Below are 19,931 nucleotides of genomic sequence, written 5' to 3'. Positions count from 1 at the left end.
GGGGGGTCAGAAGGACAGGGTCTGACCCGGGAAAATGAGGTTCGGGTTGGCGCCGATCGCCTTGATGTTCCGGGCGTGCAGGCCGGCCGTGTCGAGGCCGAACTTGGCGGCGATGCCGCTCAGCGTGTCGCCGCCCTTGACGACGTAGCCGCCGCCGGTGAAGCCCTTCTCGGGCGCGGCGGACCCGGCGGCGGGCGCGGCGGGCTTCGCGGCACCCTGCGGCGGGGTCTGCGCCGGGGCCTTGCGGGCGGGCGACTTCGGGCTCTGGGCGGGGCCCTGGTCCGCCTTGGCCGGCTGCTGCTTGGCCGGCTGCGCGGCCTTGGGCTCCGGGTCGGGCGTGTCGGCGACGGCGGCGGGCGCGCCGCCGCGGCTCAGGCCCGCCTTGGCGGAGCAGACCGGCCAGGCGCCGGGGCCCTGCGAGGCGAGGACCTTCTCGGCGACAGTGATCTGCTGCGCCCTGCTCGCCTGGTGGGCCTGCGGGGCGTAGGCGGCGCCGCCGAACGCCCGCCAGGTCGAGGGGGTGAACTGCAGTCCGCCGGAGAAGCCGTTGCCGGTGCTGATGCTCCAGTTGCCGCCGCTCTCGCACTGGGCGACGGCGTCCCAGGCGGAGGCGGGGGCGGCAGCGGCCGAGGTGGCCGTGACGAGGCCGGCCACCGGCAGGGCCGCGACAGCGGCGCCCGCCACCACGGCCATCCGAACGCGGTTGCGCTTGGTGGCGGCGGTGGTGGTGGCAGCGGCGGTCTCGTGACGGGGATTCATGGAAGTCCTTTCGGCAGGCCCCGGGCAGGCATGCGGAACCAGGCCCCTGCCGGGGCCGGTTTCGCTCCCTCACTCGATGGGCGGCCGCGCACGTGTCCGACGTGCCGTGCCGCCCCGGCCACCCTCCGTTCGCCGACTGCCCGTTGAGGCCGGTCGTCGACGGCCACCGCCCTGGTGCCGATGGTCGGTCGGCGGGCCGTGGGTCGGGGGTGAACCCGGGTGGTGCTCGGTGCACCGCCAAAGAAGCTACGGGCGCTACCGGGCCGCATCAAGCAATTCTTGGTCGTCCCAGGTCAGTCGACTGTTACCGGTGGTATCGATCATGAAACCGACCCGGAAACGACCGGCTTTGACCGCATTCCCCGGCCCAAACGATCGATTTCCGTGCGCTCGCTCACATCGGGTCGGCCGAAAGTCCGGGCGCTTTATCGACTTACCGTCACCGATGACTGACGTGGCGTCACCTCGCCGAGCGGAGTTCCCGATTCCACCGACCGGCGAGGTGGCGCTCACCACTCTGACTACCGAGCGTGAGCGGAAAGTCGCTCAGCGCACGGCACACGACCCGTCCTTGCACGCACCGAACGCCCCGTCAGTCGCGCACCGGACGTCACCTCAGTCGAGCACCGGACGTCACCGGACGTCACCGGACGCCCCGTCGGCCGCGCGCCCGACACTCGGCGGGCCGGTCGGCGCGACGCCCCGTCAGCACTCCTCAGCCGACGCCGCCCAGCCCCGCGTCCCGGGCCAGCAGCGCCGCCTGCACCCGGTTCTCGCAGCCCAGCTTGGCCAGGATCCGGCTGACGTACGTCTTCACCGTCGCCTCGCTCATATGGATCCGGGCCCCGGCGTCCGCGTTGGACAGCCCCTCGCCCAACAGCGCCAGCACCTCCAGCTCGCGCTCGGTCAGCACCTCCAGCCGCTGCCGGGCCCGCAAGCCACGCGCCGCGACCGGTCCCGCCTGCCCGCCCGCCAGCGAGTCGACGATGTGCCGGGTCGCGGCGGGCGACAGGAAGGCGTGCCCGGTGGCGGCCGCCCGCACCGCCTGGATCAGCTCGGCCGGTGCGGTGTCCTTCAACAGGAAGCCGGCGCCACCGTCGCTCACGGCGCGCAGCACGTTGTCGCGCTCCCCGAAGGTGGTGAGGATCAGCGCCCGCGCGCCGGGCGCGACCCTCGGCAGCTCGGCGAGCGCCGACAGGCCGTCCAGCACCGGCATCTGAATGTCCAGCAGCACGACGTCCACCCGGTGCGCGCGGGCCAGTTCCAGCGCCTGCCGGCCGTCGGCGGCCTCGGCCACCACGTCGATGTCGTCGGCGGAGGACAGGATCATCCTGATCCCGGCCCGGATGAGCGGCTCGTCATCGGCGACGAGGACTCGGATCACTGCTGGTCATCCCCTTGGTACTGGTCCGGACGGTGCGGCGGCGGACCGGCCGGTGCCCCGCGGACCATCCTGGCATCCCCGTCGCTCACTGCTTCACCCGGTAGTGCTGCTTGTCGACCAGCACACCGTCCTTGAAGCAGAACCGGACGACGGCGTCCTCGCCCCAGGCGGTTCCCCCGTTGTCGTCGGAGAGGAAGTGGACACAGTCCGCGCCGGCGGGCGGCGTGGGGCCGGTGCCCTCCAGGTTCCGCAGGAAGAAGTCGCTGCCCCTCGGCAGTTGCTGCCGGACCTCCGCCTCCGGGGTGCCGATCTCCGCGCTGTCGAAGACCGACCGCTTCACCGTGGAGTTCTCAGCGGCCCGGACGAAGCCGAGCACGCCCCAGGCCAGCAGCCCGAGCACGGCCAGCAGTACGGCCACCCCGCCGACCGCGCAGCCGATCGCCGGGCTGCGCCGCTTCGGCACGCCGGCCGCCGCCCCGGGCACCCCGCCCGGCCCACCGTCCACCGCCCACTCCATCGACCCGGCCGCCGACCCGGCGTCGACGCCCTGGGCCCCGGCGCCCTCCGCGCCGCGGTACGGCAGCACGGCGGCCAGCCGGAACCCGGCCCCCGGGGTCGGACCGGCGTGCACCATGCCGCCGACCAGCCGCGCCCGCTCGCGCAGCCCGGTCAGCCCCTGGCCTCCGCTGACCACCGCCGGGGCGGCGCCACCGGCGCGCGACTCCGCCGGGGCTGGCGCCGCCGGGTTCGCCACCTCCACCACCAGCGCGTCCGGCTCGTAGCGCAGCGCCACCGTGATCGGCGCGCCGGGGGCGTGCTTGTGCGCGTTGGTCAGCGCCTCCTGCACCACCCGGTACGCCGCGTGACCGGCGGACGCGGCCAGCGGACGGCGCTCGCCGTCCCGGACCAGCGAGACCGGGGTGCCGGCCGCGCGGGAGGAGTCGACCAGCCCCTCGATCCCGTCCACACCTCCGGTCCCGACTCCCCCGAGCCCGGTCCCGCCCCCTGTCCCTGTCCTTATTCCTGTCCCTGCTCCTACCCCCGCCCCCGCGCCGGCCGGCGACGGGGACCCCGGCCCCGGCGGGAGCGCCGTCGACTCGTCGTGCAGCACGCCGACCACCTCGCGCAGCTCCCGCATCGCCGCGACCGCGGCCAGCCGCAGCACCCCGACCGCCTCGCGCTGCCGGTCGGTGAGCGTCCGGTCGACCTCCAGTGCCCCCGTGTGCACCGAGATCAGGGCCAGCTGGTGGCCCAGGCTGTCGTGCATGTCCTGGGCGATCCGGTGCCGCTCACGCAGCCGCGCCTGGTGCGCGATCATCGCGTGCTCGCGCACCAGCTGCTCGTTGCGCTCGCGCAGCGCGTCGGTCAGCGCCCGGCGCTGCGCCCGGTACCGGCCCCAGAGCGCGGGCAGCACGGCGAGCAACAGGTAGCCGCCCAGCGAGAACCCGAGGATCAGCTCGACCGGGACCTGTCCGGCGTCCTTCAGTACCCCGAACAGGGTCATCAGCGCCCAGCCGGCGACGAAGGAGCCGGCCAGCACCCCGACCCGGCGGACCCGGGCGCCGGCCGACCAGCCGACGCAGACCAGCAGCGGCAGCGTGCCGCCGCCGACACCGCCGGCCAGGGCGGTGAGCACCAGGGCGGTCGCGGGCAGTCCCCGGCGGACCAGGAAGAGGACGGCGGCGGCGGCGCTCATCGGCAGGGCCAGCCCGGTGCGGCTGATCAGCTCGATCGGCGCGGCGAGCCCGCCGATCAGCAGCGCACCCACCAGCTCGCGGACCACCAGCCCGGGCCGCCAGGGCCCGGGCAGTGCCGTTCGAACCGCCTTCGACCAGGCCCTCGCTATGACGTTCACCCGTCGAGGCTAACGAATCGCCCCTGGTCACCACCGTCACCGTTCGTCGCCACCGGCTCCGACGAAAGTCGCTCCCGCCGCCGGGACGGCCCGGCCCCGCGCAACCCGTGCAACCAGTACAACCAGTGCGACCCGCGCGACCCGTGCGAAGAGTCAGCGGTACCCGGTGAGCAGCAGAGCGACGTCGTCGACCCGGTGCGTGGAGCCGACCTCCCGCAGCACCCGGTCGGCCAGGCCGTCCAGCCCGGCCGCCGCGATCAGCCGCCCGACATCCGGGCCCGCCAGCGCCGCCCGCAGCCGGTCCACTCCCGCGTCGATCGCCACCGCCGGGTCCTCGACCAGGCCGTCGGTGTACAGGGCGAGCACCGAGCCCGGCTCCAGCCGCAGGCCGCTGATCGGGTACACGGCCTGCTGGTCGACGCCGAGCAGCGGCCCGCCGGGCACCTCCAGCGCCTCGGCCCGCCCGTCCGGGTGGCGCAGCACCGGCGGCAGGTGGCCGGCCCGGGCGAGGAGGGCGGTGCCCTCCCCCGGGGTGAGGCGGACCAGGCAGCAGCTGGCGAGGAGTCCGGGGTCGAGGTCGAGCAGCAGCTCATTGGTCCGGGCGAGCACCTCGTCCGGCGGGTTGCCGCCGGTGGCGAAGGCCCGTACCGCGCTGCGCAGTTGGCCCATGGTGGCGGCGGCGCCGACGCTGTGGCCCTCGACGTCGCCGATCACCAGGCAGAGGTCCCGCCCGGTGACGATGGCGTCGTACCAGTCGCCGCCGATCTCCATGCCCTGGGTGCCGGGCAGGTAGCGGGCCGCGATCCGGACCCCGTCCAGGCGCGGCAGCCGGTGCGGGAGCAGCGCCTGCTGGAGTCCCCGGGCGAGGGTGAACTCGGCGTCGTACAGCCGGGCGCGTTCCAGGGCCTGGGCGATGAAGCCGGCCAGCGCGGTGAGCAGGCCGCGCTCCTCCAGGGTGAACGGACGGGGCCGGTCGAAGCCGAGGATGCAGCTGCCGACCGGGTGGCCGGAGGCGATCAGCGGGAGGAACGCCCAGGCGCCCATGTCGTCCAGCACCAGTGCCGGGTAGGCGGCGGCGAGCTGCCCGACGTTCTCGAAGAAGATCGGGGTGCCGGTGCTGAGCGTCTCGGCCCCGGGCACCCGGGCGCCGACCGGGGTGCCCTCGAAGCGGTCGAGGAAGCCGTCGGGGTAGCCGCTCTGCGAGACCAGGTGCAGGTGCTTCTCGCGGATGGTGTAGATGGCGAGTTCCTGTCCGCCGAGGGCCGGGAGGATCTGGTCGGCCACCGCCCGGCAGACCTCGCGCACGGTGACCGCCTCGCTCAGCGCGCTGGCCAGCTGGAGCAGGTGGTACATGACGCCGAGGCCGGTCCAGGTGCCGGGCGGGGCGGGTTCGTCGGCCGGCGCGGCGTCGGGCGGCGGGTCGGCGGCGACCACCCGGCCGGTGACGCCGTGCGCGTCGGGGTAGAGGGAGAAGGCCAGCCAGTGGTCCGGCGGGCGGCGGGCGAGGAAGGCGGTGGGCTGCTGGGAGAGCAGGGCGGCGCGGTAGCGGTTCTCGTACACCGGGTCGGACAGCCAGGGCAGTACCTGCCACGGGTGGTGGCCGACCAGGTCCTCGCGGCGGGCCTGGAGCAGCAGCTCGACGCTGTGGTTGGCGTAGGTGATCCGGCCGTCCGGGTCGAGCGAGAAGACTCCCTCGCGCAGCCGCTCCACGGCGGCGGCCGCGGCGGTGCCGGTGCGGGTGTCGAGCACGGCGCCGACCAGGCGGCCGCGGGCCCCGGGGCCGTCGCGGGGCACCCGGGCCCAGAGTTCGACGGGGTAGGGGTGGCCGTCCCGGTCAAGCACCCGCAGCCGCGCGGCGAGCACCCGGCCCCGGTCGAGGGCTCCGCGCACGGCGGCCCGGAACTCCGGCAGGTCGCCGGGGGCGATCCGGGCGGCCAGGCTCTCGGCGCGGCCGTCGAAGTCGCCCGGGGCGAGCCCGAAGATCTCGCAGAACTGGTCGTCGGCGGCGACCTCGCCGAGCGCCACGTCCCAGTCGAAGAGGCCGACCCGGGTGGTCGGCGCGGAGGGCGGGGTGAGTTCGACGACCGTGGTATCGCCGTTCGGCTCCACCGGGTGGCCGGCCTCCTCCAGCCCGGCCAGTCCCGCGGCCAGCCGGGCGGCGACCGCGCGCACGTGCCGGCGCGCGCCCTCGGGCACACCGTCGTCCGAGGCCGCCCAGAGCACCCCGAGCACCCCGAAGACCTCCTCGCCCGCCTGTACGGGGACGCTGGCGGAGGCGAAGTCGTAGGGCAGGCCGACGGCGAGCTGCGGGAAGCGCCGCATGGTGTCCTCGGTGTCGGCGAGCAGGACCGTGCGGCCGGTGCGGTAGCTGACCGCGATCGGCAGCGGACCGGCGGCGGCGATCCGCCGGAACGGACCGAGTACGGACAGCGGCACGCCGGCGACCGCGCACAGCACCAGCGAGCGGCGGTCGCGGGAACGCAGGTAGACGGTCGCGCCGTGCGCGTCGGTGCCGCCGAGCACCGTCCGGACGGCGGAGGTCAGCAGGGCCTCCCGCTCGCTCGCGGGGTTCCGGCCCTCCGGCCCCGCCCGGCCCGCCGGGTCCGCCCGGTCCGCCCGGTCCGCCCGGTCCGCCGGATGCCCCGGGTCCGCCGGGTCCGGGGCAGCGCCCTTCCCTGGACGGCGCGGTTCGGGGCGCACCGCCCGGGCATCCCCACCGCTAGGAGGCGGACCGGGCGGGTCCGCCGGAACACCCTGGCGCATCCTCTCTTGCTACGCCGGGCCCCAGGGGCTGTCAAGGCGAGCCCCGGCCGCCCCGGCGTGCCCACCGGCCCCGGCCGCACCATTGTCGTGCCCATGACACCCCGCACCCGGGGGTCCGGCCCGACCGTCGTGGTCGGTCCGAAGGCCACCACGACGACCCCGCCTTCGGCGCCCCGGCCTACCGCGAACCGGCCCGCGTCGGCTGGTTCCGGGGCCGCCCGAGGGGGCCGCTCGGGCGCACGGCTTGGGTATTCTCCGTGGACAGTGCAGCGCGAGGGCTGCCCCGGGGGAAGACGAGTGGCGAAGTATGGGGAGCACACCGGCCGACCGATCGGCGGGCGAGGCGTCCTGGCGGTGGGACGGCGAGGACGAGGGCGGCACGACCGCACCGGCCGACATGGTGAGCGGTGGTGGGGACGGCGGTGGTGGGGACGGCGGCGGCGGCGGGCCCCGGCCGAGTCGGCGGCGGCTGCTGATCGGTGCCGGGGTGGCGGCGGCGGGCGCCGCCGTCTGGGGGGTGTCCCGGCGGACGAGCGCTTCCCCGCCCGCGAAGCCGCAGCCGCTGCCCAGCAAGCTCGCCGGGGCCGAGCCGCGCTGGGTGTACCGGGGTGCGGAGCCGATGACGCCGGGCCGGCTGAGCGGCCGGCTGTTCGCGCCCACCTATGTGACGGCCGGCGGCCTGCGGATCCTCGACCCGGCGACCGGCGCCGTGACCAGCACCGTCGAGGAACCGGCGGTCAGGAGCCGGCCGGAGGACTCACCGCTGATCGTCGGTGCGGGAATGCTCTTCACCGCCTCGACCGGCCATGTGGACGCCCGCGCGCTGACCGGCCCGGCCGCCGGCTGGAGCCAGCCGCTCCCGCCCGAGCTGGGCGAGCGGATCACCGTCGTCGGCAGCGACGGCGCGCAGGTCTACGGCACGGTCGGGAGCCGGGCCGACACCCGGGGCACCCTGTTCGCCGTCGACGCCACCGGCCGCGGCCTGCTCTGGTCCCGCCCGCTCGCGGACCGCGGCGAGACCGCCGTCACCGTGCTGCCCATCGGCGGCCGGCTCCTCACCTGGGGCGCCGACCCGGCCGCCGGCACGTCGCTGGTGGACGGCACCACCGGGCGGCGGCTCTGGACCACCGCGGGCTCCGCCCCGGCCTGGTCCATGATGGACCAGCGGCACGTCTACCTGCCGACCCCCGGCGCCGCCGGCGTCCAGGCCCTTCGCCTGGAGGACGGCGCACCGCGCTGGTCGGTGCGCCCCGGCCAGGGCGAGGAGTGGCGCGCCCTGCCGCCGCTCAGCGACGGCTACCGGGTGTACGTACCGCGCGACAACGGGCTGATCACCGCACACGAGGCGGGGAGCGGCGAGCAGACCTGGGAGTGCCGGCTGCCGTTCCGGCTGGACCGCCGCTGCCAACCGCTGCTGCTCAGCGCCGGCCTGATCGTGCCGGGCCCGGCGGACAAGGGCGTCCTCGCCGTCGAGGCGGAGAAGGGCCTGCTGTCCACGATCTTCGCCGACACCGGTCCGGGAGTCGACGTCTGGTCGGTCGCCAGCGACGGCACCCGGCTCTACGCGGGCCACGACAGCACCCTGTACTGCCTGGGCGAGCTGCCCGTCCCCTGAATGCCCGGCGCCTTCGACGACGAACGCCGACCCCGCAGGCCCGCCGGCCCCCCGACCGCAGGATGACGCCGTGCCGATTCGCCCGATCTCGCCCGACCGCCTCGTCGAGCTGCTCGCCGACCGGATCGCCGCCCTGCCGGGGGCCGGCGAGCGCCGGCTCCGGGTGGCCGTGGACGGCGCTCCGGCCGCCCGCCCCGGGGAACTCGCGGACGCCCTGGTCGAACCGCTGCGGCTGCGCGGCCTGCCGGCGCTGCGGGTCCCGGCGGCCGGCTTCCTGCGCCCGGCCTCGGTCCGGCTGGAGTACGGCAAGCAGGACGCGGACGCCTACCACGACCTGTGGCTCGACGACGGGGCACTGCTGCGCGAGGTCCTGGACCCGCTGGAGCCGGGCGGCAGCGGCCGGGTGCTGCCGTCGCTGCGGGACCCGCTGACCGACCGCGCCACCCGCGCCCCCTACACCGACCTGCCGCCCGGCGGGGTGCTGCTCCTGGACGGCGCACTGCTGCTCGGCCGCTGGCTCCCGCTGGAGCTGACCGTCCATCTGGCACTCTCCCCCGCCGCACTGGAGCGCCGGACCGCACCGGAGGAGCGGTGGACCCTGCCTGCCTTCGCCCGCTACACGGCGGAGACGGCCCCCACCGAGGCGGCCGACCTGACCGTCCGCCTCGACGACCCCCGCCACCCGGCCCTCGTCGAACAGCCCTGACCACCGGTCACCGCACCCCGGTGGTCCGCCACCGGCGTCAGCGGCGGGCGCCGGATCCCTTGGGCCCGGGCCTCAGCGGCGGGCGCCGTGGCCGTGCGAGCCCGGGCCTCGGCCCTGGGGGGCCGGGCCGCGCTGGCAGTACGGGCACCAGTACGCCGGGCGGTCCTGCGGCGGGGTGCCGTGCTGGGCCGTCAGGACCAGGGTGCCGCAGCGGGCGCAGGGGCGGCCCGCCCGGCCGTAGACCCAGTGCCCCCGGCCGCGCCGGGTGTCCCCGGTGGTGATGTGGCCGGGGCGCAGCCGGTTGGCGTCCAGCAGCTGGTGGGCGCGGGCCGCCAGCCGGTCGAGGTCCGGGAGTTCGCCCACCGGCGTCCACGGGGTGACCCCGGCGAGGTAGCAGAGCTCATTGGCGTACACATTGCCGATACCGGCCAGGTTCCGCTGGTCGAGCAGGGCCTCGCCGAGCGGCCGCCCGGGGTCGGCGCCGAGGCGGCGGACGGCCTCGGCCCGGTCCCAGTCCGGCCCGAGCAGGTCGGGCCCGAGGTGGCCGACCGCGCGCCGCTCGTCGGCGGTGCGCAGCAGCTCGACGACGGGCATCCGGTAGCCGACGGCGGTGCCGAGCCCGGTGCCGAGGACGACGCGGATCTGCGCGGGCGGACCACCGGTCCAGCGCTCGCCGGGGGCGAACACCGCCCAGCGGCCGTCCATCCGCAGGTGGGTGTGGAGGGTGAGGCCGCCTTCGAGGCGGGTGAGCAGGTGCTTTCCGCGCGGGACGACCTCCAGCACCCGGCGGCCGGCGAGGACGGCGGTGGCGTGGGCGGGGACGCGCAGCTCGGCGGCGGTCAGCACCTGACCGGCGAGGACGGCGCGCAGGCGGGCCGCCACGCGGAAGACGGAGTCACCTTCGGGCACGGGTCCATCCTCCCTCGGCGCGGCGGTCCGCCGCGCCACCGTCCTCCGGTCACCCGGCGTCGCCGGCCGTACTGCCGGCCGTGCCACCGGCCACGCCGTGGCGGACCACGACCACCGGGCAGGAGGCGTGCTCGGTGACGTGCCGGCTGACGGAGCCGAGCAGGGCGCCGGCGAATCCGCCCCGCCCGCGGCTGCCCACCACCAGCAGCGCGGCGGCGCCGGACGCGTTCAGCAGGACCTGGGCGGCGTTGCCCGGCAGCACCGATTCGATGACGCGCACCTCGGGCCGCGCGCCGGCGACCCGGGTGACGGCCTCGGAGAGGATCCGGCCGGCCAGCTCCTCGGGGTTGAACTCGGGCGAGGGCACACCCGGCCCGGCGAAGCCGTAGAGCGCCGGGTACTCCCAGGCTGCGACGGCGTGGACGGTGCCGCCGGCCAGCCGGGCGTAGTCGACCGCCCAGCGCAGGGCCTGCTCCGAGGCGGGCGAACCGTCCACACCGACGACGATCCTGGGGTTCGCGCTGTTGGCCATGCCGCTGCTCCTTGCTCGACGGGTCCGACCTGCTCGTATCCCGCCAAACTTAGATCAACCCGTACATTCGGCCGCCCTTGGCCGCGCCGGGGCCGCGCCGAGGCGGGGCCGCCGGAACTGGTACTGGCGGGTGCGCGGCGTCGTCGCCACGCACCCGCCAGCGTCTCAGGGGTGCGGCCCGTACGGACCCGTGCGGACGGCGGGGCCCCGTCCGGACCGCGGGGCCCGTCAGGCCCGGTAGGCAGCCCAGGAGTTGGCCATCCGGGCGACCTGGCCCGGAGTGAACTGGGTCATGCAGGAGTCGTAGGTGTAGTCCATGAAGTTGTGGATCGGGTCGACGCCGGTGGCCGTGCAGGTGTCCCGGCCGGACGGGCACTGGTAGGCCGCGCTCTGCTCGGCCGGGGTGTCGCCCACGTAGTCGCCCTGGCCGGAGCAGCCGCCCTGGAAGGTGTGGTAGAGCCCGAGCCAGTGGCCGACCTCGTGGGTGGCGGTGTCGCCCTCGTTGTAGTTGGCGGCGGAGCCGCCGGGGAACGAGGAGTCGAGGATGACCACACCGTCGTCGGTCGGGTTGGAGCGGTAGGAGCTGGGGAACGTCGCCCAGCCGAGCAGCGACTGGCCGAGCTTGGCGGTGTAGAGGTTGAGGGCGTTGGCCGCGCCCTTGCGCAGCTTGGTCTTCATCGCCTTCTCCGCGCTGGAGCCCGGGCTGACGCCGTTGTACCAGGTGGAGTTGTCGGTGTAGTCGGTGGCGACCAGCTGGAACCGGAACTGGCTCGCGGTGTTGCCCGTGCCCTGGCCGCTGTAGGCGGCGTTGAGGACGTCGATCTGCTTGGTGACGGTGGCCGCCGACAGCTTGCCGGTGGTACCCGAGTGCACGACGTGCACGTACACCGGCACGGTCGTGGTGGCGGCCAGCTCGCCGGGCGCGAGCAGGGTGTTGCCCTGGGCGGAGTGCGCCAGCTGGGCCAGCCGGCCCTGGAGGTCGCTGTCCATCGCGTTGGCCTGGGCGTCGGTGACGGCGTTGGGCTCCTGGCCGGCGGGGTGTCCGGCGGGCTTGCGGGCGGCGGCGTCCTGGGCCGCTTCGCCGGTGCTGCACTCGGTGGAGGTCGGGGCCTTGGCGGCCGCACTGGCGGTGGTGAACGCGGCCGGGGCCGCGAACTGGGTGAGCCCGAGGGCGGCGGCGACGGCGGCCGCGCCGAGGAATCTGCCGGCGGCACGCGAGGAAACACGGGCGGAACGACGCATCTGCGCTCCTGAGGGGGGTGGTGGGGGACGGCGGTCGAGGGGGGCCGCCGAGCCACAGGCTACGCAGGGTCGCGTGTACGCGTCAGACATGTTCCGGCCTGGAACTTCTGACGGCAAATCGGACATAACCCGGAAGTTTGAGCGGTCGAACAGCACCGCACATGGAGCATTTCCCGTCGCGCGCATGCGCACAGTACCGGCCCCGGTCTGTCCGAAACGTGACACCCCGTCTGCCCCGCGGCGCGGCGCGCCACCGGCGGGACGGGACGAACGGGGTGAACCGGGCGCCCGGACCGCCTCCGGCGAGACTACGACGCCGCGAAGACGATCTCCCGCAGGGCACGCGCACCGGCCCGGTCGAGTACCACGGCCGACGCACAGCCCGCCGGTGGCCGCCCCGTCCCGGCCAGGCGCCGGCGCAGCCGGTGCGCGGCGTCCCGGTGCCGGGCGAACGCGTACGCGGAGACGGCCTGGCCCCGCGCCCGCTGACCATCGCGGGCCTCCTCGGCACTGGCGTCCAGCAGGATCAGGTGCACCCGGCGCCCCTGCCGCTCGGCGGTCCGCGCCAGCCACTGCCGCACATACGGCACCGCCCCGCAGTCGTGCACGGTCAGCGGCCCGCCGGCCAGCACCGCACGCCGCAGCCGCCGGTAGTGCGCGAGGCGCACCAGCGGGCGGTACAGGGCGTACGGCAGCCAGGACGGGACCCGGGACGCGTACTCCTCGCGGACCAGCTGCGAGTCCACGACCGGCGTGCGCACACAGCGGCGCATGAGCGTGCTCTTGCCGCTGCCCGGCAGCCCGGAGACCACCAGCAGGTCGCCCGCCGGATACTGCAGGGCGCTCGGCGCGGCACCCGGGCGGCGACCGGAGCGGAGGTCCTGGAGGCCGTGCGGACGCAGCACGCCGGCCGACGGCTCCGCCGCCAGCTCCCGGCAGCCGGGCCGCGGCACCGTGCGGGCCGCCCGGTCGCGAACCGCCGCCCGGTCGCGAGCCTCGGCCCGGTCGCGAGCCGCCCCGAAGACCTGAACGTCCGACATCGGCACTCCCCCTGCTTCCCCACCGGTCCGGGCGCTCCCGGCCCCCTCCTCCCGAAGAGCTTTCCCCCTTCAAGAGAGAGTAAAGACTAATGGTCAGGCCGGGTCCGGGCCGAGTCCTTTATCGCTCCAGGATCGTCACAGCTGCGCTCCGGGAGCGTCACAGGCGGGAGCACCGGCGCGGGAGCGGGGGCGGGGACGGGGACGGCTCCCGGCCGGGGCCCGGCGGGCCCCGGCCGGGAGCCGCCTCAGCCGAGCTGCGGGGCGATCCGCGAGGCGATCAGCTCCAGGTGGTCCAGGTCGTCCAGGTCCAGCATCTGCAGGTAGATCCGCTCGCTGCCGACGGCGCCGTAGCGGCCGATCTTCTCCACCACCTCGTCCGGGGTCCCGGCCAGGCCGTTGGCCTTCAGCTCGTCGACCTCGCGGCCGATCACGGCGGCCCGGCGGGCCACCTCGGCGTCGTCCCGGCCCACGCAGGCGACGAGGGCGTTGGAGTACACCAGGTCCCCGGCCTTGCGGCCGGCCCGCTCGACGGCCGTCCGGACCCGGCCGAACTGGGCCTCCGACTCCGCCACCGACACGAACGGCAGGTTGAACTCGTCCGCGAACCGGGCGGCCAGCGCCGGGGTGCGGGTCGGTCCGGTGCCGCCGACCAGGACCGGGATCTTCTCCTGGGCCGGCTTGGGCAGCGCGGGCGACTCGCTCAGCTGGTAATAGGTGCCGGCGAAGTCGAAGGTCTCGCCCAGTCCGGTGCTCCAGAGGCCGGTGATGATCTCCAGCTGCTCCTCCAGCCGGCCGAACTTCTCCTTCGGGAACGGGATCCCGTACGCGGTGTGCTCCTCCTCGTACCAGCCCGCGCCGAGGCCGAACTCGACCCGGCCGCCGCTCATCGCGTCGACCTGGGCGACCTGGATCGCCAGCACGCCGGGCAGCCGGAAGGTGGCGGCGGTCATCAGCGTGCCGAGGCGGATCGTGCTGGTCTCGCGGGCCAGGCCGGCGAGGGTGATCCAGGCATCGGTCGGGCCGGGCAGACCGCTGACGCCGCCCATCCTCAGATAGTGGTCGGAGCGGAAGAAGGCGCTGAAGGCCCCCAGCTCCTCGGCGGTCCTGGCCATCCGGAGCAGGGTGTCGTAGCTCGCGCCCTGCTGGGGTTCGGTGAAGATTCGAAGATCCATACCGGCCATTCTGGTACAGACCACCCCGTGCCCACGCCCGAACCGGGGAAGCGGCACCGTCGGCCGGCTGTCCGGTGGGACCGCACGCCGGTTGTCCGGTTGTCCGGTGGGACCGCACGCCGGTTGTCCGGTCGTCCGGCGGGACCGCACGCCGGCCGTCCGGCGGGGCGGGCGACCCGGGGTGGCCAAGGTCTCCTCCCGGGGCCGCCTGCCCCGGCACCGCACTCGCCTACCGTGGACGGATGCCCGCCACGCCCGACGAGCCGCCCCGGCGCCTCCCCGCCGACTCCGCCGCCCCGCACCCCCGGCCGGAGGGCTGTCCGCTGCCCGGGATCGTCGCCGCCTTCACCCCCCGGCTGGCCGAGCTCGCCTTCGAGCCCTGCCTCGTCGCGGCGGTCGACCAGCACGCCGCCGAGCTGCGCGAGCTGCTGTACGCGCAGGGGCCGGAGCTGCTGCCGCGGCGGCTGAACCGTGCGGAGCTGTCCGACTACGCGCGCGGCTTCCTCGACCGGCTCGCCGAGATCGGCTGGCGCGAGCCGGTCGGCTACGACTTCGCGGTGCACCGGCTGACGGCGATCTGCTGGCTGGTCCGGCAGAACGGCCTGCTCCCGGCCTGACCGGTCGGCTCCCCGCCGCGTACCGTCGTCCCGTCCCACCGCTGCGTACCGTCGTCCCGTCCCACCGCCGCGGCCCGGGCGGGACCGGGATGTCGGGATATCGGGATTATGGAGAACGGCTAGGAACACCCCGGCACCCCGTGCGTACAGTGGCGGTCCACACGGCACGGACGGCCGTCCGCGGCACGGCCCGGGCGGCGGGCGGGAACGGGACAGCGTGAGCGGGAGCGGGAACAGGACGGGCGGCAGCGGCAGGAGCCGCACCCCCGGCAACAGCACCGGTAGCGGCAGCACCGGTCGTGGCAGCACCGGCGGGCACCGCGCGCTGGTCTGGCGCGGGCTGCCCGAGCGGCCCGGCGCCGCGGTGCTGGTCCTGCACGGCGGCCAGGAGCACAGCCTCTCCCGCCCCGGCCCGGTCAACCTGGCCGGCCTGCGGATGGCCGGTTTCGTGCACGCGCTGCGCCGGGAGACCGAGGGCGCCGGGGTCGCCGTCGGCACCGTCCGCTACCGCCACCGGGGCTGGAACGGCGAGCGGGCCGACGCCGCCAAGGACGCGATCGCCGCCCTCGACGACCTCGCCGAGGAGCTGGGCCCGGTCCCGACCGTCCTGGTCGGCCACTCCATGGGCGGCCGGGCCGCCCTCCGGGCCGCCGGCCACCCCGTCGTCACCGGCGTCGTCGCACTCGCCCCGTGGTGCCCGGCCGAGGACCCGTGCGAGCAGCTCGCCGACCGCGACGTCCTGATGCTGCACGGCGACCTCGACCGGATCACCTCCCCCGCCGACACCCGCGCCTTCGCCGCCCGGGGCCGCGCCGCCGGAGCCCGGGTCTGCGGCTACACCGTCCTCGGCACCGGCCACACCCTGATGCGGCGGATCGGCGACTGGCACCGCGCCACCGCCCGACTGTCCGCCGGCCTCCTCGGCCTGCGGGACCTCCCACCGGAGGCCGCGACCGCCCTGGCCCTCCCGGTCCACTCCACCGCCTCCCTCGACCTCCCGCTCCCCGCACACACCCGCACCGCCCCACCGGCCGGCCACCACCCGTCCAGGCCCCTCCCCACGGACGCCTGACCGCCCCCGCCCACACACCGTGCCCCAACTCTCCAACCCGCGCGTCGACTTGGGCATCCAGGCCAAACCGTCGGAGCACGCCGGTATGGTGAGGGACCGTCGGGGGGCGGATCTTCAAGGGGGCGGGCGCGCATGGCCGAAACGGTGACAATCGATCTCGGGGACGGCACGACCGTCCGGGCCGAGGTGATCGGCGAGGTGAACTTCCAGCACCCGGAGGCGCCTTCGGACGTCTGGGGAGACTCCGGCGACGCCGCCTGGGGCGGGGGCCGCCGGGCCGCCTCCCAGCTCGGTTCGGCTGTGGCACTGACGCTGGACCAGGTGCGCAGCACCGTCCAGGGCGTCGGCCGCTGGGCCGCGGAGAGCATCGCGCAGGGGGCGGCCGGCTCCCCCGACACCTTCGAGGTCGAGTTCGGGCTCAAACTGGCCGTCAAGTCGGGCCAGTTGCTCGGTGTCATCGCCGAGGCCGGCAGCGAGGCCGGGCTCACCGTCCGCCTCTCCTGGGATCTCGCCGAACGCCGTCGGCAGCTGGAAGCCACGGCGGCCGAGGCGGCCACGGCAGGTCTGCCGGCACAGAACGCGCCCGCCGGCGCGAGCGCCCCGGCCCCCAGAACGGCCGACGCCGAGTGACCGTACCCGCGCGGCCCGACCTCGCCGCGGCCGAGGCGCTGCGCCGCCGCACCGTCGTGATCACCGTCGCGGGCGGCTTCCGCGGCAGCGGCTTCCTGGTGGCGCCGGGTCTCGCGGTCACCGCCGCGCACGTGGTCGCACGGGCGGCGCGCGCGGCGGAGCCGGTGGGCGTCCGGCACGAGTCCGGCGAGCACGCCGTCCCGGCCGACCAAATCCGGCTGGCCCCGGAGAGCGGCGAGGGCAGCGGCAATGGCAATGGCTACTACCCCTTCCCCGACCTCGCCCTGCTCGGCGTCCCCGACTGGTCCGGCCACCCGGTGGCCCGGCTCGCGGCCACCGAGGCCGAACCGGACACCGTCCTCACCGCCCTCGGGTACTCCACCCACACACCGAGCCCCGGCGTCGGGCCCGATACCCTGCGACTGCGGGTCGTCGGCCTCGCTGACCGGTACCTCGGTGTGCGCGGCGACGGCATCCGCGACGGCCACAGCGGCAGCATGCTGGTCGACGGGGACGGCCTGGTGCGGGGTGTGCTCAAGGGCAGCCGCTCCTTCCAGCGCGACGAGGGCGGCTGGTACACCCCGGTCGGCGCGCTGACCGCGCTGCTGGCCACGGCGGGCGTCGCCGCGCCCGTCCCACCGCCGCCACCTCCGGCACCGGCTCCGCCTCCGCCGCCCGTGCCGCCCGGGAACGGCGAACTGGTCGACGCCCTGATGGCCTTCGAGCTGTTGCGCCGCCCCGACGGCCGCTTCGACCTGCTCGACGCCATGGGCGAGCACCTCGGCCTGGCGCACTCCTTCGAGGCCGAGGAACGCCCCGACCGCCGCACCCACCTGCACCAGATCGTGCGCGCCTGCCGCAGCTTCCACGACGGCCGGACGGCCCTGCGGGCACTGCGGGCCGCGATGGCCGAACTCGCCCCGGACGACGGCGCACTCGACACGCTCGACGCCGTGGTCGGGCGCGCCCTCGGCGAGCGGGAGGACGGCTAGCCGGATGCACGTGACACCGTTCCCGCCCCCGGCCGGCCGGGGGCCGTGGCCGGAGGCGGCCGAGGACGTTCTCGTCGAGGTCCTCCTCGGCTTCCGGACGATGCTCCAACTCACGTTCCGCCAGGACGTCCTGGCGACCATGGGCGCGTCGGCGAAGGCCCGCGGCATCCAGGCCGACGTCCGTGAGGACTACACCCCGCGACCGCACGTCCGGGAAATACTCCGGGCGATCCGCGCCTTCCGGGATCCGTGGGCCGCGCTGGACGCCCTGGCCGAGGCACTGGAGGAGCTGGCGCGGAACGACGGCGCACGCGACTGGCTGGAGCTCGCCCGGCGGGTCCTGAACCGCGGCGACGAGCTTCCCCGCAGTGAACTGCTTGCGGTGATCGGCGAGTTGCACACGATCACGGCGCCGAACAAGCCTGCCCGCCACCTGCCGGAGGGCATCCCGGGGCTGCGGGAGCGCGACACGGCGGAGATGACCCTGCCGGCGATCCTGGACCTCCTCGTCAACCGGATCGACGACGACCCGCTCGGCCCGCTGGTCGCCTTCCTCCGCGCGCTCGGCGACAACCCCGAGGTCGCCCGGCAACACCCGCTCCCGGCCCTGCGCCGGTTCCTCGCCGCCCACGCCGACCGGGCGCCCGCCCTCGGCGCGGCGGGGGTCCCCGGCGAGCGGCTGATCGTCCAGGTCCGGCTGGACGAGGAGGGCCCCGCCCACACCGGCGACACCCGGTACCGGCTGCACGTCTCCTACTACCGCCAGCCCCTGACGGGCGGGCCGTTCCGGCGGGTCGGCAGCCACCACGACGACCAGGCGTTCACCAGGAGCGAGCTGCTCAGGGCGGGCGGCGCGCGGCTGGTCGCCTGGAAGGAGCTGAATCTGGCGCTCCGCACGCCCGACCCGGTCCGGATCGAGTTCCTGCTGCCACGCTCCATCCTCGGCTACACCGCCGAGCTCTGGTCCACCGGCGCCACCCGCCGACCCCTGGGCGAGTTCCACCCGGTGGTGGTCCGGCAGCTCGAACGGTACTGCGAGCCCCACCTCGGCCTCGCGCTCTGGCGGCAACGCTGGGCCAACCTCGACACCCACGGCGCCGACTCGGACGAGGTCCTCGAACGGATCGAATGGCCCTCGCTCGACCGGGCGAGCGCCAAGGAGCTGCTCAACTGGGTGACCGGCAGGAAGAGCCTCGCCTGTCTGGGTCTGACGGTCCCGTACGAGCAGCTCGACCCCGAGGTGCAGTACGCGGTGGACGACGCGATGTACTTCGAAGGGGTACCCGTCCTGATCTGGCGGCGGGTCGCCGGCGACCCGGACCCGCTCGTCGCGGCCCTGCGCGAGCACAGGCCCACCCGGCTGGCCGAACTCCCCGACGCCGTCCACCGGTACCGGCGGCAGGTCGGCGGCCCCGACCCGGACCCGGACCGCGCGGTCACGCTGCTCTGGGACGACCCGGACTGCGTGGACCCCGATCAGGACTACTCCTTCCCCGGGATCGTCGGATGACCGCGAACCCCATGGCGACAAGCGACGAGTCAGGAGCGTTCATGGCCGAGGACTGGTGGATCTACCGGGGCACCGGCGTCCCCCACGACGGGATCGCCGGGCTCCCGCCGGCACCCCCCTGGCGCGCCTTCGGCGCCCCGGACAGCGACCCCGAACAGCTGCCGGCACCGCCCCCGGAGGACTCCGCGGCCGGTTCCACGGCCCGCCGGCTCGGCCGGGCCCGGCAGGCGGCGGCGTACCAGGCGGACGAGCGGGAGGTCCGGCTGGTCAACCTCGCCCTGCACCTGCGCCGCCCCCTTCTGATCACCGGCAAGCCCGGCGTCGGCAAGTCGACCCTCGCCTACGCGGTCGCCCACGAGCTGCGCCTGGGCCCGGTGCTGCGCTGGTCGATCAGCAGCCGGTCCAGCCTGCGCGACGGGCTGTACAGCTACGACGCGATCGGGCGGCTGCACGAGGCCGGGCTGTCGCGGGAGAGCGCCCGGCGGTCCGACCCCGGTGGGGACCCGCAGCCCGAACCCCAGGGCGAACCCCCGGACGGGCCCCGGTCGCCCGCCATCGGCAGGTTCCTGCGGCTGGGCCCGCTCGGGACGGCGCTGCTGCCGTGGCGGACGCCGCGGGTGCTGCTGATCGACGAGATCGACAAGAGCGACATCGACCTGCCCAACGACCTGCTGAACGTCTTCGAGGAGGGCGAGTTCGAGATCCCCGAGCTGCTGCGGCTCGGCCCGGACCCCCAGGAGGTCGGCACGGCCGACCACGGCCGGACGGCAGTGGTGCGCGGCGGTGTGGTGCGCTGCGCGCAGTTCCCACTGGTCGTCCTCACCAGCAACGGCGAGCGGGACTTCCCGAGCGCGCTGCTGCGGCGCTGCGTCCGGCTGGAGATCCGGGCGCCGGACGAGCAGCGGCTGGCCGCGATGGTCGCCGCCCACCTGGGTGAGGAGGCGGCCGCAGCGGCGCAGACCGCCGATCTGATCGCCGAGTTCCTCCGCCGACAGCGGCAGGACGCGGCGGAGCTGGCCAACGACCAGCTCCTGAACGCCCTGCTGATGGCCGGACGCGTCCTCAGGACGGACCAGCGGGGGCGGGACGCCGTACGTGACGTCCTGCTCCGTCCGCTCAACGAGAGCTGAGCG

Annotated in this window: 17 protein-coding genes; 8 read left to right on the top strand and 9 right to left on the bottom strand. The window is 75.6% G+C overall.

Translation table 11 applies throughout. The annotated features are described in order from the left end of the window. Positions 1 to 6: 6 nt before the first annotated feature. The 4 genes from SM793_RS22225 to SM793_RS22210 form a co-directional block, all read right to left on the bottom strand. Complete coding sequence (locus tag SM793_RS22225; RefSeq protein ID WP_320440006.1) at positions 7 to 759, bottom strand: transglycosylase family protein; 753 nt, start codon at positions 757 to 759, stop codon at positions 7 to 9. Positions 760 to 1,474: 715 nt separating this feature from the next. Next, positions 1,475 to 2,143, bottom strand: coding sequence for a response regulator transcription factor (locus SM793_RS22220; RefSeq protein ID WP_320440005.1), 669 nt, complete (start codon positions 2,141 to 2,143; stop codon positions 1,475 to 1,477). Positions 2,144 to 2,228: 85 nt separating this feature from the next. Then, positions 2,229 to 3,998 carry a sensor histidine kinase gene (locus SM793_RS22215; protein WP_320440004.1) on the bottom strand — a complete coding sequence of 590 codons (1,770 nt, stop codon included), beginning with the start codon at positions 3,996 to 3,998 and terminating at the stop codon, positions 2,229 to 2,231. 153 nt (positions 3,999 to 4,151) lie between these two features. Further along, positions 4,152 to 6,698 (bottom strand): SpoIIE family protein phosphatase, encoded by a 2,547-nt coding sequence (locus SM793_RS22210; RefSeq protein ID WP_320440003.1) that lies wholly within the window; start codon positions 6,696 to 6,698, stop codon positions 4,152 to 4,154. A 370-nt stretch (positions 6,699 to 7,068) separates the two neighbouring features. Between SM793_RS22210 and SM793_RS22205 the strand changes: the two genes are divergently transcribed. Together SM793_RS22205 and SM793_RS22200 are read left to right on the top strand one after the other, a co-directional pair. Then, positions 7,069 to 8,376, top strand: a complete 1,308-nt coding sequence (locus tag SM793_RS22205; protein ID WP_320440002.1) for a PQQ-binding-like beta-propeller repeat protein — start codon at positions 7,069 to 7,071, stop codon at positions 8,374 to 8,376. Between the two features lie 70 nt (positions 8,377 to 8,446). Further along, positions 8,447 to 9,082: a uridine kinase gene (locus tag SM793_RS22200; protein WP_320440001.1), complete on the top strand. Its 636-nt coding sequence runs from the start codon at positions 8,447 to 8,449 to the stop codon at positions 9,080 to 9,082. 72 nt (positions 9,083 to 9,154) lie between these two features. Here the strand turns inward: SM793_RS22200 and SM793_RS22195 are convergent, their stop codons facing one another. From SM793_RS22195 to SM793_RS22175, 5 genes are all read right to left on the bottom strand, one after another. Beyond that, complete coding sequence (locus SM793_RS22195; RefSeq protein ID WP_320440000.1) at positions 9,155 to 9,991, bottom strand: DNA-formamidopyrimidine glycosylase family protein; 837 nt, start codon at positions 9,989 to 9,991, stop codon at positions 9,155 to 9,157. 49 nt (positions 9,992 to 10,040) lie between these two features. Then, complete coding sequence (locus SM793_RS22190) at positions 10,041 to 10,523, bottom strand: universal stress protein (RefSeq protein ID WP_320439999.1); 483 nt, start codon at positions 10,521 to 10,523, stop codon at positions 10,041 to 10,043. A 228-nt stretch (positions 10,524 to 10,751) separates the two neighbouring features. Further along, entirely contained in the window at positions 10,752 to 11,765 is a 1,014-nt protein-coding gene (locus SM793_RS22185) for a zinc metalloprotease (RefSeq protein ID WP_320439998.1), read from the bottom strand. Between the two features lie 308 nt (positions 11,766 to 12,073). After that, a complete protein-coding gene (locus SM793_RS22180) occupies positions 12,074 to 12,805 on the bottom strand; it encodes an AAA family ATPase (RefSeq protein ID WP_320439997.1) in 732 nt (243 codons plus the stop codon). Between the two features lie 245 nt (positions 12,806 to 13,050). Further along, positions 13,051 to 13,977: an LLM class F420-dependent oxidoreductase gene (locus SM793_RS22175; protein ID WP_320439996.1), complete on the bottom strand. Its 927-nt coding sequence runs from the start codon at positions 13,975 to 13,977 to the stop codon at positions 13,051 to 13,053. 242 nt (positions 13,978 to 14,219) lie between these two features. Between SM793_RS22175 and SM793_RS22170 the strand changes: the two genes are divergently transcribed. The 6 genes from SM793_RS22170 to SM793_RS22145 all read left to right on the top strand — a co-directional run bounded on the left by SM793_RS22170 (position 14,220) and on the right by SM793_RS22145 (position 19,928). Beyond that, positions 14,220 to 14,594, top strand: coding sequence for a DUF6401 family natural product biosynthesis protein (locus SM793_RS22170; RefSeq protein WP_320439995.1), 375 nt, complete (start codon positions 14,220 to 14,222; stop codon positions 14,592 to 14,594). A 217-nt stretch (positions 14,595 to 14,811) separates the two neighbouring features. After that, positions 14,812 to 15,666, top strand: coding sequence for an alpha/beta hydrolase (locus SM793_RS22165; protein WP_320439994.1), 855 nt, complete (start codon positions 14,812 to 14,814; stop codon positions 15,664 to 15,666). Positions 15,667 to 15,810: 144 nt separating this feature from the next. Further along, positions 15,811 to 16,296: a CU044_2847 family protein gene (locus tag SM793_RS22160; RefSeq protein ID WP_320439993.1), complete on the top strand. Its 486-nt coding sequence runs from the start codon at positions 15,811 to 15,813 to the stop codon at positions 16,294 to 16,296. Then, entirely contained in the window at positions 16,293 to 17,288 is a 996-nt protein-coding gene (locus SM793_RS22155) for an effector-associated domain 2-containing protein (RefSeq protein WP_320439992.1), read from the top strand. The genes SM793_RS22160 and SM793_RS22155 overlap by 4 nt, the downstream gene beginning before the upstream one ends. Positions 17,289 to 17,292: 4 nt before the next feature. Continuing rightward, the gene (locus SM793_RS22150) at positions 17,293 to 18,798 is read left to right on the top strand and encodes a hypothetical protein (protein ID WP_320439991.1); all 1,506 of its coding nucleotides are present in this window, start codon (positions 17,293 to 17,295) and stop codon (positions 18,796 to 18,798) included. Then, entirely contained in the window at positions 18,795 to 19,928 is a 1,134-nt protein-coding gene (locus SM793_RS22145; RefSeq protein WP_320439990.1) for a MoxR family ATPase, read from the top strand. The genes SM793_RS22150 and SM793_RS22145 overlap by 4 nt, the downstream gene beginning before the upstream one ends. Positions 19,929 to 19,931 lie beyond the last annotated feature (3 nt).

It is taken from the genome of Kitasatospora purpeofusca, from assembly GCF_034043715.1.
Lineage (GTDB): Bacteria > Actinomycetota > Actinomycetes > Streptomycetales > Streptomycetaceae > Kitasatospora > Kitasatospora purpeofusca_A.
This window is presented reverse-complemented; position numbering and strand designations above follow the sequence as displayed.

What these genes read in the sequence shown, in the direction of transcription:
- SM793_RS22145 (WP_320439990.1), top strand. Translation starts at nt 18,795, where the DNA reads ATGACCGCGAACCCCATGGCGACAAGCGACGAGTCAGGAGCGTTCATG.
- SM793_RS22170 (WP_320439995.1), top strand. Translation starts at nt 14,220, where the DNA reads ATGCCCGCCACGCCCGACGAGCCGCCCCGGCGCCTCCCCGCCGACTCC.
- SM793_RS22150 (WP_320439991.1), top strand. Translation starts at nt 17,293, where the DNA reads ATGCACGTGACACCGTTCCCGCCCCCGGCCGGCCGGGGGCCGTGGCCG.
- SM793_RS22225 (WP_320440006.1), bottom strand. Translation starts at nt 759, where the DNA reads ATGAATCCCCGTCACGAGACCGCCGCTGCCACCACCACCGCCGCCACC.
- SM793_RS22175 (WP_320439996.1), bottom strand. Translation starts at nt 13,977, where the DNA reads ATGGATCTTCGAATCTTCACCGAACCCCAGCAGGGCGCGAGCTACGAC.
- SM793_RS22205 (WP_320440002.1), top strand. Translation starts at nt 7,069, where the DNA reads ATGGGGAGCACACCGGCCGACCGATCGGCGGGCGAGGCGTCCTGGCGG.
- SM793_RS22185 (WP_320439998.1), bottom strand. Translation starts at nt 11,765, where the DNA reads ATGCGTCGTTCCGCCCGTGTTTCCTCGCGTGCCGCCGGCAGATTCCTC.
- SM793_RS22190 (WP_320439999.1), bottom strand. Translation starts at nt 10,523, where the DNA reads ATGGCCAACAGCGCGAACCCCAGGATCGTCGTCGGTGTGGACGGTTCG.
- SM793_RS22180 (WP_320439997.1), bottom strand. Translation starts at nt 12,805, where the DNA reads ATGTCGGACGTTCAGGTCTTCGGGGCGGCTCGCGACCGGGCCGAGGCT.